Raw genomic sequence first — 16564 nt, forward strand, 5'->3', positions numbered from 1 at the left:
TTTTAAGCGCTTTCGGAGATAATCTCAAACTCGAGCAAACCTTGCTCCAAATCCAAGCATATATCCCCATATTTGAAGTTATCTATTTTCTTATGAAGTAGCTTTTGTGGGAGATGAGCAAGAAATCGCATCTCAATTGGCTTTTGTCCATCTACAACCCAAACCACTCCTTCAACTAAAACACCATATTGAGAATTTTGAATCGTGTCGGGAATAAACCCGTCAATCCAGTAACGTGGAAACTTCAAACCCTCGTTCTGCGGCAAAGGCATTTGATACTCCAGACGCAACCAGAAATCTTTATCCCGCAAAACTTGATGTCTGTCACCCATCTCGTATGCAGAAGCATTGTCATAACCTACACGCCGTAAAGCTTGCCCGCCACTGCCTCGATGCCTTCCTGGTCCTTCATGAGAAGCGCGAGGGCGTCCCATTCGGCGGAGAGCAGGGCCTCGCGAGCGGACTCATTCATATCGAGGGGGAACTGGTTTTCTCCGGCGGTGATCTTCTTCGCTTCGAGATCGATGGCAATTTCCGTTTCGGGCTTGGTTTCGACAATCTCAGTCAACGTGTGGAGGACTTGCTCGGTAACGCTCACACAGGGGATGCCCAACGTGGTCGAGTTGCCAAAGAAAATTTCCGCATAGCTGAGGCCGATGATCGCGCGGACGCCGAACTTGTGTAGGCTCTGGGGCGCATGCTCGCGGGAGCTGCCGCAACCGAAGTTGGAGCCCACCAGCATGATCGAGGCGCCATCGAAACGCGGGTCGTTGAGCGGGTGCTTCTTCTTGTTGCCGTCGGCGTCGAAGCGCACGTCGTAGAAGGCGAACTCGCCGAGGCCGTCAAAGGTGACGCACTTCATGAAGCGCGCGGGGATGATGCGGTCGGTGTCGACGTCGTCGCCAGGCACGGGAACCGCGCGGCCAGACACTTGATTTATAACGGGAAGAGTACTCATGACAAAACTGGAAACGGAGCAGCTAAGCGCGTTGCCGCCGTAGATTCAATGAAAAAGGTGCCGCCAGCGGCACACACTCCCGTTTGTAATTAATAAATTCTCGCACATTTGCAGCGGATCAGTAGGTTCCACAGCTCCACTCGCTATTCCCATGCCCAAAGTTACTGTTGAACGCTCCGTGATGATCAACGCGCCGCGCGGTAAGGTCTACGCCACCGTCCGGGATTTCCACCAATGGCCGGAATGGTCGCCCTGGCTCATCTGCGAGCCCGACGCCAAGCTGACCTTCGCCAAAGATGGCCGAAAATACACTTGGGATGGCCAATACATTGGCTCGGGCGAAATCGCCGTGATCCGCGAAACCGAGGGCGTCAGCATCGACTACCAGCTAACTTTCCTCAAGCCCTTCAAGTCCAAGGCAACCGCACGCCTGGAGTTCGCCAATGCGGGCGAGCAGACCAAGGTAACCTGGAAAATGGACAGCTCGATGCCGTTTTTCCTGTTTTTCCTCTGTGGCATGATGAAGAACCTGATCGGCATGGACTACGAGCGTGGCCTGCTCATGCTGCGCAATTATGTCGAAACCGGCGACCGCAGCTGCGCCTTGAAGTTTATTGGCGAAGAGTCGTTTTCCGGCTTTGCCTACTGGGGCATCCGCACCAAAACAACGATGAAGGAGGTCGGCCCATCGATGGAGAAAGATTTCGCGCTCCTCGTCGAAAAAATGACCACCGCAGGCATCGAACCATCCGGCGCGCCATTTTCCATCTACCACAAGTGGGATATCGGCAAAGGCAAAATCGATTACACGATCGGCATCCCGGTCAACGAAGGCGCGACGGCTCCAGCAGACGTGCTCGCAGGCAGCATTCCCGACTGCCGGGTTTACTCGATCCAGCACACCGGCCCCTATGAACTGCTTGGCAACCCGTGGTCTGCGCTGATGACGCGTCAGCGCGCCAAGGCCTTCCACTGCAGCAAACTGCCGCCCTTTGAAACCTACGCCAATGATCCCCGCGAAACCAAGCCTGAGGATCTAGTGACCGTCGTTCACTATCCGCTGAAATAAGGCGTTGCCTGTTCTTGGCGCATGATGCCGCCACTTGCGGGCTTGATCCGTCACCCCGCCTTTGCCTAGGTGTTGTGCATGGCATTCATCCAGTGTGATTTCTTCTCCGAGGTGCTGGGCTTTTCGACCAGTATGAACGTGATCCTGCCGCAGGCGACCAGCGGGCAGATCGGCATGACCGGGGCCGTCGGCGAAGGGCGCCACAAAACACTCTGGCTCCTGCATGGCCGCTCCGACGATCACACCATCTGGATGCGTCGGACCTCGATCGAGCGCTACGTGTCCAACCTTGGCCTGGCCGTCATCATGCCCCAGGCCAACCTCAGCTTCTACAACAACATTTCCGGCGGCTCCCGCTACGGCGACTTCTTTGAACACGAGTTGCCCGAGATCGCCCGCTCGTTTTTCCCCCTCTCCAGTAAACGCGAGGACAACTATGTCGCCGGTCTGTCTATGGGCGGCTACGGCGCCATGAAGCTTGCCCTGACCAACCCCGAGCGCTACTGCGCCGCCGCCAGCCTCTCCGGCGCCTTGGACGTCATCGCCATGGGCGATATGGCCGAGCCTGCACGCCGCGAGTTCATGCGCTTTGTCTTCGGCGATCAAGCCACCAAGCTCGGGGGAACCCGCGCCGACCTCTTCCACTTACTGGCTGAGGCCAAGGCCAACAACGTCGCGCTGCCCACCCTCTTCGCCTGCTGCGGGCGTCAGGATTTCCTCATCGAGCACAACCGCAACTTCGTCGCCAAATGCGAGGAACTGGACATCCCGCTGAACTACGTGGAAAATGGCGGCACGCACGAGTGGGGGTATTGGGACAAGATGATCCAGGAAGTCCTTGAATGGCTGCCTGGAATAAAGGGCTAAGCTCACTAAGCGGTAGTCCCATATCTGCGGTTCCTTTTGGCAGCAAACTGCAAATAAAGCTTGCCTTCTAATTCTAAACACGCCAAATAGAAGCAAAATTGATAGACATGAAGACACTCACATCCGCTTCACTAATAGCTGCCGCCTTGCTGGGCGCCATAACGCAAGCCAACGCGCAAACGCTCAACCCGTCCGCTGGATACGTCGTAGGTGAAGTGATGAGCTCCACCACCCTGGGCGCTTATGACATCTATGAAGACAGCGGCGCGAAGGCCTATGGCTGGGACGTTGGCTCCAACACACTGCGCAACTACGACGTGGCCAACGGCGGTGTATTGGCCGACTACGGCGCCCCCGACGGCAGCTATGCCAATACCGCCAGCATCAGCTTTGTGCGGAAATCTCCCGATGGCAGCTCTGTATGGGTTGGCTACACCACGCTTTCTGGGACTGACGACCGCATCTATGAAGTGACCAACCTTGGCGGCACGGCCACATGGAACCTGCGCACGACCGTAAGCTATAATTACGATCTCGCCTTTGACACCGCAGGCAACGCGTTCGTGGTCGCGGCCCCAGGCTACGTCAACAGCCTGTATTACCTCGACTCCAGTAACAATTACACCGCTATTCAGTTCGCGCAGACCGGTGGCTACTCAGCCGACCTCGCCTTCGACATCGCGGGTAACCTCATTTACGGCACGACTGGTCCGGGCGTAAACCAACTCGTCAGCTTTTCCAATGGAGACATTTCGAGCTTTCTCACCGACACGGGCTCCTGGACTGCGCTGACCCTCGACGACGCCACACTCCTGTCCGACTTGCCAGCCGGCGCCAGTGGGCTCTTTGCCGACGAATATGGCGGCCTTTTCCTGGCGATGTCCGACTACGGGACGGGCGAGGGAACATTGGCTCAGTGGAACGGTGTTTCCGGCTCTGGCGACAATCTCGACATCCTCGCAACCGTGATTAATTCCTTGGGTGAGCTCGATGGACTAGGTGAGCTTGGCCTCGACGGAATCCTTTACCAATCCGTTGGCTACCAACAACCTGGAATCGATACCCTCACCGTCCCCGAGCCACAAACCTACGCACTGATCGCTGGCTTGAGCACCCTAACGCTGGTCGCCATTCGCCGCCGCAAACAATCCTAAACCGCTTGTTGTTCCCGCCAGGCAGTGGGCGACTGCCCCGTCTGGCGGCGATGCCAACGCGTAAAATGCGAGGCGTCGAAAAATCCCAACGAAGCCGCAATTTCCTTGAGTGAGAAGGCCCCGTGCCGGATCTGCCGCTGTGCTTCACTCAGGCACCGCGCCACCATCCACTGTCGTGGAGTGAGGCCGGTTTCCTGGTGGAAGACGCGGTTGATCTGTGCACGGGAGAGCCCCACGGCCCGTTGCAACTCAGGGTAGTCAATGGGCTGAATGGTAATGCGTTTTGACAGCGTTTCGATGATGCCGAGCACCCGGGGATCGCTCAAAGCGAGAGTCGACAACCCCAAGGCGCCTCGCTCCCGTCGCCAATGCTCCAGCCATTGGTAGAACATCGCTTCACGGTGAAAATACTCAGCTGAGGCTAGAGCAGGCTCTTGATGATTCGCTTCGCACAGGGCTTCTGCCGCAGTGAGCAACTCGGACTTTCCTTCGCCATCCACAACACGGATACCCGTCAGTGGCGGCAAATACTCCAACCCCTGCCAAGATATCCGAAAACGGATCGAGATGAATGCTGGATCACCACTGAGCGAATGGGCGCGGTTGCACAAAGGGTCAAAAAACACCCATTGCCCGGTATGCGCGCGATAGGTTTTTCCACCCGACGTCACCTCAGCCATGCCTTGCCGAATATACCAGCTGGCATAGTATAGCTCAACCGTCCGATGATGCCGATGAAACTCAGGATTGACCTTATTATCATAGGTTGGTCCCAGGGTATATTTCGGCGGATCGCCACTTAAATTGAAATGATTGATGAGCTGAATATACAATAATCCGAGCAGTCTGTATAGGAGAATGCATTGGCAAAACTCCTTTGCTCTGGCTTATGCTTAAGCCATAATGAAAGCCTTCGACATATCTCAGCAGTTACCCGTAGTCAAAACAGTGGACGTACTCATCCTTGGTGGAACGAGCGGCGCCATCACCTTGGCCCTCAGCGCCCAACAATCCGGACTCAGCGCATTTGTGGCCGCACCCCGCACTTATTTGGGCGAAGACATCTGCGGTGCTTACCGCTACTGGCCATCCGCGATTCCCGGCGAACAGGACACCTTGGCCGAGCAGATTTTCTCCGAACCCAAGCCCCCCACCCCCCTCCGCGTTAAGTCCGCGCTGGAGCAAGCGCTGGTGGATGCAGGCGTCCCCTTTCTCTTTAACAGCCTCCCTGCTGGCCTGCTGCGCGACGCCGAAGGCCGCGTATCCGGCGCCGTCATTGCCAACCGCGGAGGACGCCAAGCCATCCGCGCCCGAATGGTGGTCGACGCCACACTCGAAGGCCTTGCCCTCGCGCAAGCCGGTGTGGACATCCACCGCCCACAAGGCGAGCAAACGATCAATTGGGTCACGCTCTGCGAGGGTGAAGGCAGCGACGCCAAAGGCCTGACCGTCCAGCACTTACCCGGCTATGCATTGGAGGAAACGCAGATTTCCGCCCGCACTTACACGCTCAACGTAGACTTCGGCGACGGCTCCGCCAGCGCCCGGGGCAAGGCTCTCAACCAAGCAACTCGGGTATGCTGGGTTCCAGAAGAATTCCGCTGCCAAAGCGTCATTTGCCCCAGCCTGCCGCCAAGTGAAGCCCTCCCCTCCCTGCGGTCGCTGATGATGCAGCCCGGCCTCATGGCATTGACGGAAGCCGCCAAAGTCAACGGTGGCGCGGAGGCCAACTTTGCTGATCCGGTGAGCGCAATGTCCTTGGGCCGCTGCCTTGGTCTCGGCCTAAAAGAAATTCTCCCGCCAGCCACCAACGCATCGCTCTCCGTCACCTGCGAAGGCGCGGAGTCGGTGGAAGCTGGTGCGATTCGCTCACTTTCCCAAGGCCTGCGCCCGAACGACACGGTGGCTGAATACGTTGACTGCGACGGTCAGTCTGCCCCCATCATCGGTGAATACGACGTGGTCGTAGTCGGTGGCGGCACCGGTGGCGCGCCGGCCGCTATTGGCGCAGCCCGCGCTGGCGCCTCAACGCTGACTTTGGAAGCCTGCTCCGCCCTGGGCGGCGTAGGCACCGTGGGCCAAATCGGTCGCTATTGGTATGGCAACCGCGTCGGCTTTACCTCGGAGATCGATCAGGGCGTCGCATCAATCGAGCCCAAGAAGAAATATCAGGGCGGCAAGGGCGCATGGTCCATCCCGGCCAAAGCTCACTGGTATCTCGACACCGGCGCCAATGCTGGCGCGGAGTATTGGCTGAACACCATTTGCGTCGGCGCCTGGGTCGTCGATAATGCCGTCCGCGGCGTGCTCGTGGCTGGCCCCAACGGCTATGGCCTCGTGAAGGCCAAATGCGTGATCGACAGCACCGGCTGTGCGGACATTCCCGCCGCCGCAGGCGCCGAAACACGCGTCATCGGCAAAGACCACGTCGCCGTGCAAGGCGTCGGCCTTGCGGGGATCAACCCAGGCCGCGATTACCATAACAGCGATCATAATTTCTCCGACGACACCGACGTGGTCGACGCAACCGCGTTCTATGTCAGCTCCCGTAAGAAATTTCCGGACGACTTTGACTCCGGCGAGCTTGTGGACTCCCGCGAACGCCGCCAGATCATTGGCGATTACTCGATCACCGCAGTCGACATTCTCTTCCAGCGCCGCTTCCCGGACACGCTTTGCGTCGCGAGCTCCAACTTTGATACGCACGGCTTCACGATCGATCCCAGCTTCATGGTCATCCCACCAAACAAGGATCGCCTGTGGGCCGACGTGCCACTGCGTTGCTTCCTGCCCAAGGGCATGGACGGCGTGCTCGCAACCGGTCTCGGCGTCAGCGCACACCGCGATGCGCTGCCCGTCATCCGCATGCAACCCGACGTGCAAAACCACGGCTACGCCTGCGGCTACCTCGGAGCGCTTTCCGCCAAGACGGGCCAGAAACTGCGCAACATCGACGTGAAGGAAATCCAAAAACACCTGATCGAAATCGGCAGCCTCCCCGATCGTGTGCTCACCGACGAAGACACCTTCCCTGTTTCAGACGAGGCGCTGAGTGAGCAAGTCGCCGAAGGTTGGGACACCGCCGCTGGCGTGGCGCTCATCCTCCGCGAAAAAGACCGCAGCCTAACTTTGCTCCGCAAAGCTTACGACGCGCTGAGCGAGCGCAACCCGCAGTCCCTCCGCTACGCACAGTTACTCGCGCTGATGGGTGATGACTACGCACAGGACGAACTGCGCGAAACCATCGAAGAGCGAAACTGGGACAAGGGTTGGAACTACACCGGCATGGGCCAGTTCGGCATGAGCATGTCCGAGCTCGACGGCCTCATTGTCGCCCTCGCCGAATGCGGCGATGAGCGAGCCTGGCCCATCATCTTCAGTAAAATAGAAACGATCACCAGCGATTCTGAGTTCTCGCACTTTCGCGCCGTCGGCATGGCTTGCGAGATCCTCAATGCACGCTTGCCCAATGCCAAAACCTCAGCTCAGTTGGCTTCACTGCTGGAGCTTCCCGGCGTAACCGGCCACGCGCTAATCACCCAGCAGGCTTACAATCACGCAGTCGATGATAACCTTTGCAATACAGAGTTACGAAACGCCTCATTGATCGAGATTCATGTCGCCCGCGCATTGCTCATCTGCGGTGATGTCGACGGCAAAGGCGCATCAATCCTGGGCGAATACGCCAACGACCTGCGCGGTCATTACGCCCGCCACGCCACCGCGCTGCTCGCCGCCGTAAACGGCTCACCAGCAATTCAGGAGTTCGCAAGCCCCAAGTAAGCGTCTTAAAGCTTTCACCCAAAGGCTAACTTTGCATCGCAAAGTTGGCCTTTTTTATTGGCGCGCATCGGACATGCAACTCTCGTCAACAAACAGACCGACGCATTTCATTTTTCGGTTAACTCAAAATAGCTAGAGATAACTCTATGTCTGATTGGTGTATGCCAATCGCGCGTGAGGACAGGCGATCCCCCTTTCAATTTAACCTGCCAAGTTATACCTCTAAGCATAACCCTAACCAATCCATGAAATTCTCCCTGATTGCCCCCACGCTTTTCGTCGCAGGCCTCAGCATCGCTGCACCAGCACATTACTTCGAACAACCAACCGAGACTCCGGCGGATCGCGAGTGGCAACCCGCAGCGCCTGCATTCCCGCCACTGGAGCAGATAACCGCCCTCCCAGGGCAGGATCGACCGGTGTATGGCATTTACTTGTGGGGCAGCGAGTATGAGCGCGCCTATGAAGAGATCAATAAAATGGGCGTGAAATCGCTCCGCATTTCCGGCCCCGCATATGAATCCGACGAAGCCTTAAAGATCGCCGCCCGCAACGATGTGGAAGTGATGTACACCGTCGATAATCAATGCGTCTGGCCGGAATACCGCAATAAGCGCAAGCGCCCGGCATTTGAATCCGACGAAGCATACATCGAGAGCATTAAGAAAACCTATGCGGCCTTCCTCGATAAATACGGCCCCAACGGCACACTTTATGAAGGCGCCGGTCTCAAGTCGCCGATCTCCGCAATCGAAGCGCTTAACGAGCCCAATTACCAATACGTCATCCCAGACCGCGAACCGCGCGCAGAAGTCGAAGCCGAGCGCGAAGCTTTGTATGCCAAAGTATTGCCCGCCGTGGCCGAAGTCGTTCGCAGTCACCCCAACGCACTGCCGATCGTCGGCTTTTCCTGTGGCGGCGGCGGCGCGACGCATGCAGATTACCGCTTCGTCAAAGGCGTTTATCGCGATGGCGGCGACGCGGCCATTTCGGCAAGCTATGACATTTTCTCGACGCACCCTTACACTCATGGCGCGCCGCCCGAAGGCGCGAAGATCAAAAAGTGGGGTCCTGTCGATGTGCCGAAGAACACACAAAGTATGCGCAAACTCTTGGAAGAACACGGTGGCCTGAAGCCCTTTTGGTGGACCGAGGTTGGCTACGAAATCAGCTCCGAGTATGGCGCTCAGTATCCAGACAAGCCCAAGCACCAGGGCACCCGCATGAACCCGGATGAGCATGCCGCTTACGTGATTCGCACCTACCTGATGGCCATGCGTCAAAACGTGGAACGCGTCTTCATCATGCACCTGCACGATACCGACACCTATAATGGCGGCCTCATCACACGGGCAGAATTCGAGTGGCGGCCGGTTGCCTACGCGATTCAGAACATCACCACGCAGATGCCAAACCCCAAACTGACCGGGGCTCAGTCAGACGGCGAAGACAACACCTTTATCTACGAGTTCATCGCTGACCACAAGACCAGCAACGCTACGGACACTATCGTTGCCTGGAATGTGCTCGGCCCAAAGCAAGTCGACATCGCTGTCAACACAAGTGGGCAAGTCAGTATTTACGACTTGGTCGGCAACGAAAAGCAACTGCCGGTGAAGAATGGCAAGGTCAGCGTCGAAGTCGGCCCATACCCGATCTACATTAAGACGAAGAGCTAAATGGAACCAAAGCTTTGCGTTGCAAAGTTTAACCTAAGGCAGGCGTCAGTGAATGGCGCCTGTTTTTTATGTTTATCGAACACGTAGCCATCCAACGTTACATCTCGCCTGGCCTGTCATGAGCTTAGTCGAATGGAGACCGCGCCCGATCCGCGCCGCCTTAACAATCAGCTCGATAGACCATTTGCGCAGTGCGCAAATCCGGATGCAACGCATCCGCCGGTGCAGCGGGGCGCTGCCTGGCCTATTGAGTTTTCATTTTGGGGTCGACTATGTCGCGGAGGACGTCGCCCAAAACGTTGTAGGAAATCACCGTGATGAAGATCATAAAACCCGGCGTAAGCAACCACCAGAAGTTGAGGAAAAACACCTTCACCTCTTGCGCTTGCGATAGCATCAACCCCCACGAAGACGCTGGCTCCTGAATGCCGAGGCCGAGAAAGGACAAGGCCGCCTCTCCCAGGATATAACCAGGGATCGATAGAGTCGAAGCAACCAGCAAATAGCTGATAAGGTTGGGCAAGATATGCCGACGGAGAATCGTCATCGGCTTTTGTCCCATACTCTCCGCCGCCAGCACATAAGTGCGTTTGCGAATAGAAAGCGACATACCGCGGACCACACGCGCCGTGCCCGCCCACCCGATGAACGCCAGGATGATCACGATCGCGATGAACATTTGGCCGGAACTGAAATACGGCGCGAGCGCGCTGCGCAACGCCAGCAGCAAATACAACCCAGGAACCGCCATCAGGAATTCCACAAAGCGCATCGCAAAGAAGTCAAATTTACCGCCCAGGAAACCGCTGAATCCACCGATCAAAAACGCCATGATAAATGTAATGCTGATGCCGATCAGGCCGATGCTCAAAGAGATGCGCCCACCGTAGAGCAGACGTGAAAACACATCCCGCCCGGTAGAATCGCTGCCCAGCGGGTAAAACGCGCCATCCTCACCATCCAGTTGGAGCAGGTGCCGCTTCATTGGGATGAAGCCCAGAAGCTTGTATTCAAAGCCAGGGGCCATGAACTTAAGTGAATAGGACTTGCCTTTAACCGCAGCATACTCCGCCGCCGTAGGATCGACTAACTCGTAGGCCTGCACGCGGAGCCCCCCCTCGCCCCAAAAGATTTTTGTTGGCGGATGGAATGTGCGCTCAAGGTCCTGATCACTAATGGGCGCCACTGCCAAGAACCCTGCGAAAATCGCACTTAGATAAAGCAGCGCCAAAATCGTAAATGAGACCACCCCCAGCGGGCGCCGCATGAGTTCTTTCCAAATGGAGGGCTTCATGATTCCTTGGCCTCCAACCGGATGCGCGGATCACTCCAAGCCAAGAGGATGTCCGCTATAAGATTGCCAATGACCAGCATCGTGCAACTGAGCATCACCGACGCCAGCACTACGTATTGGTCCTCCTTTAGGATCGATTGAAAAATCAACCGACCAAGCCCTGGGTAATTCATCACATTTTCCACGAGCAAGGCACCAGACAACAGAGAGGAAAACGCAAAACCAAACGCACTGACTAGCGGGTTGATCGCATTACGCAAGACGTGCTTGAACATGACAATGCCCTCGGACAAACCTTTAGCGCGCGCGGTGTTCACGTACTCCGCGCGAATCTGATCCAAAAAATTCGCCCGCATGATGCGCATGATGCTTGCAATGCTACCGATCCCAAGCGCCAGCGTAGGCAGGATCAGGTGGTAAATGCGGTCGCCAACCTGCCCCCAAAATGGCAGGTAATCATACTCGATCGACGTTGCCCCGCCGAGCGGGAACCACCCCGTGCGAGCCGCAAAATAAACCGCCAGCAAGGCCAGGAAAAATTCCGGAATCGACAAGGCGGCATAGGCCAGGATCGATGAAATACGGTCCCAGATTGAGTCCTTGTAAATCGCCGCCAGCACGCCGAGCGGAATCGCGATGGACCACGCAAACAGAATCGACGTCAACGACAACAGGAAGGTCGCGAACATGCGTTGCCCAATCAAGTCCTGCACCGGGAGTTTGTATGCAAAGGAGTAGCCTAGGTTGCCCTGGAAAACTTGCCCCAGCCAGCGAAAGTATTGACTGATCCAGGACTCGCCAATGCCGTATTGCTCGCGTAAGCCATCGATGTAGTCTTGCGGCACATCACGCGCCATCGCCTTGTCGGTCAGGAAGTCGCCAGGCGCAATTTGCATCAATATAAAGACTAACAAGGTGATTCCCAGCAGAAGCGGAATCAGCGTGAATAGGCGACGGATGATGAAGCTCAGCATGAGTTAATTCGACGAGGGATCAGCCCAAAGTGATTCTAGGTTCCAGGTCACGCCGCCGAGTGGCGAGGGCTTGACGTTCTGCCAGCGGTCACGCACGCCGACGTAATCATTGGGCGTTACCAGCATGATGAAAGGCTGCTGATCGGCGAGGATATCCTGCACTTCAAAGAAGATCTTCTGGCGGATTTCCGGCTCGGTCTGGCGCCCCAATTCAATCATCAGCTCATCAACTTTCGCCTCCCATTCGGTCGCGGGCGTTGCTTGCTCCGGATTCCAGAAATGCATGCGACCGCCGCTCATTAGAATGTCCTTGGAGGCGTAAGGGTCCGGCGCCCCACCGCCCAGCCCGAGCATACAAGCATCGTAGTCAAAGGAGTCCGTGGTCTTGATAATAACCGTGTTGAAATCGATAAACTGCAGGTCCACTTCGATGCCAATCGCCGCCATGTTCTCTTTAAAGACGGTCGCCATTTCCGTGCGCAAATTATTGCCCTGGTTCGTCATCAGCCGGAACGCCACGCGATTACCCTCGGCGTCATACAGATCGCTCCCACGGTATTCAAAGCCAGCTTCCCTGAGCAGAGCCCGCGCCTTTTCCGGATCATACGGAAAAGTCTTTATGTCGTTATTCTTCCAGAATTTTCGCTTCGGCGACACATAACCGTGCAGCGCGGTCGCCCGCCCCAGATAGACGCCCTTGATGATGCCTGGACGGTTCACAGCTTGCGAAACCGCCTGGCGAAATAGCTTGTTGTTAAACCAGCCAAACTTCACCGGGTCGATAAACGGCTTGCCATCTTCACTTTTGCCAGGGTTGAGATTAAACCATACAAAGTTCGTACTGTTGGATGGGCCAAGGTCCTCGACCTTATAGCCCTGGCGTTTGCCGCCACGCTCGATCCACGTCACGTTATCAGCCGCAATGCTTTCGAAGTCAGTCAGTCCCTGAGCAAAGGCCACATTGCTGGCGCCTACGTCGGCCACAATTTTCGTGATAATGTGGTCGATGTAGGGCAAGCGTTCACCGTTGGGATTCACCTTCCAGTAGTTTGGATTGCGCTTGAGCACGATGCGCTCACCCGGGCGGTAGGCTTCGAGAATGAATGGTCCGCTGCCGACAATTTTCCAAGGCTCGTTGATGGCAGTGTTGATGCTCCACTGATCAAGGAGCGATCCATCTTCGACAAACGGCTGCAGCGCATGCTTGGGCAATATCTCCATGCCGCCGCCAAAGAGCAGGAACGGCGCGTAAACCTCGGGCACGGTCAACTTCACCGTGTAATCGTCGATCTTTTCAGCCTTGGGCTCCTGTCCATTGACCAATTGGAAAAACGCTGAGCGTGTGGGAAAGCGATAAACCGGACCTCCCGACTCAGGGTCGGTTTTGGGCGCGCCAGTGGCCTCATCGGTTTCCTTCGCGTAAATCGTATCCCAAGTGAAAACGACATCGTCCGCCGTCAACGGGTGACCATCGCTCCAAGTGACTCCCTTGCGCAGATGGAACGTGTATTCCAGATTGTCTTCGGAGATGTCCCATGACTTGGCTAACTCCGGAATGACTTCACCAGTAAACGGATCCAGACTGATCAAGCTCGATTGCATCCGATTGATGATCGCGGAAGATGACTGGTCTTCGCTAATAAGCGGGTTGAGCGTGGCAATGTCACCCGGAGTCGTCTCCACCAACAGCGCGCCATATTGCCCAATGGAGAAATTCTCCACCTTCGCCTCCTCGGGTATCGCAACCACCTCTATCGCTGGCTCGACTTGAACATCGGGGTCGCCACAGCCTGCCAGCAAAGCCAGCAGACCAAATAAACCACTGATGAATCGTACCTTGTTCAACGTCGCCCAAAGAAACGACCCTTACGCATAAAGGCAAGTAAACGCTGCGAGTTTCATGAGCAAGCCGAAGGCCGCTGATTATGGTTTCAGAACGCCGGAGTGGCCAGAAACGAGCGTTTTTCGCATACTGACTCCCATCCCCTTACTCGTTGCGCTACGCGTCAACGAATCGTGCTAACCCCGTATAACATCTATGTTTGCATCTACCCGTGATCTACTTCGCCGGGTGCCGTTGTGGCTCGGCTCGGCCAGTCTCGCGCTCAGCGCCGTCGCTGCCCCACCCGCCAACTACGAGCTCATCTTCGAAGACGAATTTACCGGCGCTTCGCTCGACACCTCCATCTGGCGCATCGATGAAGGCGCCCGCAAAGACGCGATCAACGTCGCCGATTCGCTCGAAGTCGCCAACGGTCAACTGACCATCACCACCTGGACTGAGGACAACCAACCAGGCACGGCCAACGACGTCCACCACACCGGCCTCATCACCACGAACAACGGCTTCCTGCATCCCTTCGGCTACTTCGAGGCCAGCATCCGCTTTGATCAGGGAGATACTGGCGCGTGGCACGCCTTCTGGCTGATGCCCGGCGGCAGCACCCCTATCTGGGGGACGCCCGACGCCGAAACGGGCGCCGAAATTGACATCATCGAATACCGCCACACGCGCAAAGCGACGCCCATCGATCTCACTGGCGACATGCACTGCGCCCTCCACTGGAACGGCTACTACGGCGGCCACCAAAAAACTGGTTCCGATCCCGACCCGCAACCCCTCAGCGGCGCTTCGCTGATGGATGGCCAATTCCACACCTATGCCGTGCTCTGGACACCCACGAAGTACGAGTTTTATTTCGACGGGACGAAGGTTTGGGAAACGACCAACGGACTTTCCTTCGCCTACTCCAACATCATCCTGAGTTCCGAAGTAAAGAGCAACGTCAACTGGGCCGGCGTCACCCCCGAGGACGGCTATGGCGCGAAAGGCGCGAGCACGAACCCGAAGTTCACCGTCGAGTATGTGCGCGTTTATAATCTGAAAGACAGCGCCTCCGGACAGGCCGCCTTTAACAGCGACGCCATTCCCGGCACGCTCGAAGCCGAAAACTTTGACGTCGGCGGCAAAGGCGTTGCCTACTACGATAAGTCCGACAGCGGCCCAGGCACAGACACTGCTTACCGCACTGGTGAAGATGTCGACATAGACAGCGACGCCTCCGCCAGCAACGGCTACTACATTTCTGAGCCCAACGTCAACGAGTGGCTCGAATACACCATCTCCACAACGCAACCCGGTTACTACAGCGCCTCGGTCGACATCGCACGTGTGCAGGACACCAGCGACAGCGCCGACAACGGCATGATGCTCTTTTACGCCAACGGCGAGGAACTCGGCCTCAATCGCACTGATGACACTGGCGGCTGGACAAGCTTTGCAACGCAAAGCATCCCGTCGTATCTCTACCTGCAAAGTGGCGACACCTTCACCGTGCGCTTCGAAAACAACCGCGACATCAATTTCGACGCCATTCACTTCGACTACCTCGGCACCAAGGCCGACGCCCGCGAAGGTGAATCCGCCACGCTCAGCGGCCCCACCATCATCGGCTCCGACCTCTGCTCAGGCAACCAGTTCATTTCAGGCTTCGGGTCGACCAGCACGGTCCACACCGCGCAGTTTGACAACGTAGATGGCTTCGATGACGGCGGCGAGGTCACCATGACGCTCCGCTACAGCTGGTACAACACCAACGTCAACAAAACCACCGGCGTGAAGGTGAAGGTCAACGGAGTCTACGTGCAAGACAACGGCAGCGATCTGCTCATCCCCTTCGCCAACACTGGGAGTTGGAATCATTGGCAGAACATTACGGTCACGCTGCCAGGCATGCTCGCTGGCGCCAACAACACCGTGATCCTTGAATCCAACGCCATCAGCAACCAAAGCATCCGCGTTGACTCGGTGATCTTCAGCCGCGACGAAGCGCTGCCCCCCACCGGCGGCCAAACAACCACCATCGAAGCGGAAGACCCGGCCAACATCATGCTCGGAGCCACGGGCAACGAAGCCTACGTCGCCACTCACGCCAATGCCTCCGGCGGAGCCTACGTCAACGGCCTCAACAAGTCCAATGCCGGCGTCGAATTCCCCAACGTCGCTGCGGGCAGCGGCCAAGCCACGGTCACCATCTACTACGCCAACGGTTCTGGCGCCACGACGAACAAAGCGCTCGAAGTCAATGGCGTCTCGCAAGACGTGACCTTCCCGGTCACCTCTTCGTGGACGGATTTCACCGGCTCAGTCCAAGCCACCGTCACCCTCACGGGTAACGACGACATCAAAATCTATCGCAAGCACAACGATGGGACGGACGGCGCAGCCCTGCGCCTGGACACCATCGTCATTGAAACTGCGGCCACAGCCACCATCGATGAATACACCGAAGCCGAGGGCCTGGAATTCGGGCAAGCGATCCAAGGTACACACGCCAGCGCCTCCAACGGCGCCTACGTGGATCGCTTCAACAAGTCCGCCTCCGGCATCGAGTGGACCGTCACCGCGCCCACCGACATGCAAGCCACGCTGACCATCGGCTACGCCAATGGCTCCGGCGCGGACTCGCTGAAGATGCTCAACGTCAATGGAACAGACACGCTGTTGACCTTCCCCATAACAAGCGGCTGGAACGACTACACCGGCGTCTTCCAAATAACCGTCGACCTTCAAGCGGGCAGCAACTCCATTAAGCTCTGGCGCGACGGCGCAGGCATCGACTCACTGCGCGTTGACTGGCTCTCCCTGGCGAACTAGCAACAGCATTTTTATCCCCCGGATAAACATCAAAGGGACGCGGCAGCTTCGGCTGCCGCGCTTTTTTTGAGTGCCAATCCGCCCCGCCAACGTGTAGTCGATTAACAGAACTTCAGTGCTTGTCATGGA

12 protein-coding genes are annotated in these 16564 nt (G+C 57.0%); 6 read left to right on the forward strand and 6 right to left on the reverse strand.

Annotated features, from left to right (window positions below; genetic code table 11):
* Positions 1–2: 2 nt before the first annotated feature.
* Positions 3–332 (reverse strand): hypothetical protein, encoded by a 330-nt coding sequence (locus RBB63_RS01815; protein WP_309380509.1) that lies wholly within the window; start codon positions 330–332, stop codon positions 3–5.
* A 26-nt stretch (positions 333–358) separates the two neighbouring features.
* Entirely contained in the window at positions 359–958 is a 600-nt protein-coding gene (gene leuD / locus RBB63_RS01820; RefSeq protein WP_309380511.1) for a 3-isopropylmalate dehydratase small subunit, read from the reverse strand.
* A 151-nt stretch (positions 959–1109) separates the two neighbouring features.
* Between leuD and RBB63_RS01825 the strand changes: the two genes are divergently transcribed.
* The 3 genes from RBB63_RS01825 (at position 1110) to RBB63_RS01835 (ending at position 4048) form a co-directional block, all read left to right on the forward strand.
* Positions 1110–2027 (forward strand): SRPBCC family protein, encoded by a 918-nt coding sequence (locus RBB63_RS01825; RefSeq protein ID WP_309380513.1) that lies wholly within the window; start codon positions 1110–1112, stop codon positions 2025–2027.
* Between the two features lie 78 nt (positions 2028–2105).
* Positions 2106–2894 (forward strand): alpha/beta hydrolase, encoded by a 789-nt coding sequence (locus RBB63_RS01830; protein WP_309380515.1) that lies wholly within the window; start codon positions 2106–2108, stop codon positions 2892–2894.
* Between the two features lie 107 nt (positions 2895–3001).
* Positions 3002–4048, forward strand: a complete 1047-nt coding sequence (locus RBB63_RS01835; protein ID WP_309380517.1) for an NHL repeat-containing protein — start codon at positions 3002–3004, stop codon at positions 4046–4048.
* Here RBB63_RS01835 and RBB63_RS01840 read toward each other — a convergent pair.
* Positions 4045–4881, reverse strand: a complete 837-nt coding sequence (locus RBB63_RS01840; protein WP_309380519.1) for a helix-turn-helix domain-containing protein — start codon at positions 4879–4881, stop codon at positions 4045–4047. The two genes, RBB63_RS01835 and RBB63_RS01840, sit on opposite strands and share 4 nt — an antisense overlap.
* Before the next feature lie 70 nt (positions 4882–4951).
* On the opposite strand from RBB63_RS01840, the gene RBB63_RS01845 reads away from it, so the two are divergent.
* Both RBB63_RS01845 and RBB63_RS01850 read left to right on the forward strand, forming a co-directional pair.
* The gene (locus RBB63_RS01845; RefSeq protein WP_309380521.1) at positions 4952–7831 is read left to right on the forward strand and encodes an FAD-dependent oxidoreductase; all 2880 of its coding nucleotides are present in this window, start codon (positions 4952–4954) and stop codon (positions 7829–7831) included.
* A 245-nt stretch (positions 7832–8076) separates the two neighbouring features.
* Positions 8077–9510 (forward strand): hypothetical protein, encoded by a 1434-nt coding sequence (locus tag RBB63_RS01850; RefSeq protein ID WP_309380523.1) that lies wholly within the window; start codon positions 8077–8079, stop codon positions 9508–9510.
* A gap of 244 nt (positions 9511–9754) precedes the next feature.
* Here the strand turns inward: RBB63_RS01850 and RBB63_RS01855 are convergent, their stop codons facing one another.
* From RBB63_RS01855 to RBB63_RS01865, 3 genes are read right to left on the reverse strand one after another with little or no spacing between them, the layout of a single operon-like run.
* Positions 9755–10804 carry an ABC transporter permease gene (locus RBB63_RS01855; RefSeq protein WP_309380525.1) on the reverse strand — a complete coding sequence of 350 codons (1050 nt, stop codon included), beginning with the start codon at positions 10802–10804 and terminating at the stop codon, positions 9755–9757.
* The gene (locus RBB63_RS01860; RefSeq protein ID WP_309380527.1) at positions 10801–11778 is read right to left on the reverse strand and encodes an ABC transporter permease; all 978 of its coding nucleotides are present in this window, start codon (positions 11776–11778) and stop codon (positions 10801–10803) included. The genes RBB63_RS01855 and RBB63_RS01860 overlap by 4 nt, the downstream gene beginning before the upstream one ends.
* Before the next feature lie 3 nt (positions 11779–11781).
* Positions 11782–13623 (reverse strand): ABC transporter substrate-binding protein, encoded by a 1842-nt coding sequence (locus RBB63_RS01865; RefSeq protein ID WP_309380529.1) that lies wholly within the window; start codon positions 13621–13623, stop codon positions 11782–11784.
* A 193-nt stretch (positions 13624–13816) separates the two neighbouring features.
* On the opposite strand from RBB63_RS01865, the gene RBB63_RS01870 reads away from it, so the two are divergent.
* Entirely contained in the window at positions 13817–16435 is a 2619-nt protein-coding gene (locus RBB63_RS01870) for a family 16 glycosylhydrolase (RefSeq protein WP_309380531.1), read from the forward strand.
* Positions 16436–16564: the final 129 nt, after the last annotated feature.

Origin of the sequence: Cerasicoccus frondis (assembly GCA_031296915.1) — a bacterium.
GTDB lineage: Bacteria > Verrucomicrobiota > Verrucomicrobiia > Opitutales > Cerasicoccaceae > Cerasicoccus > Cerasicoccus frondis.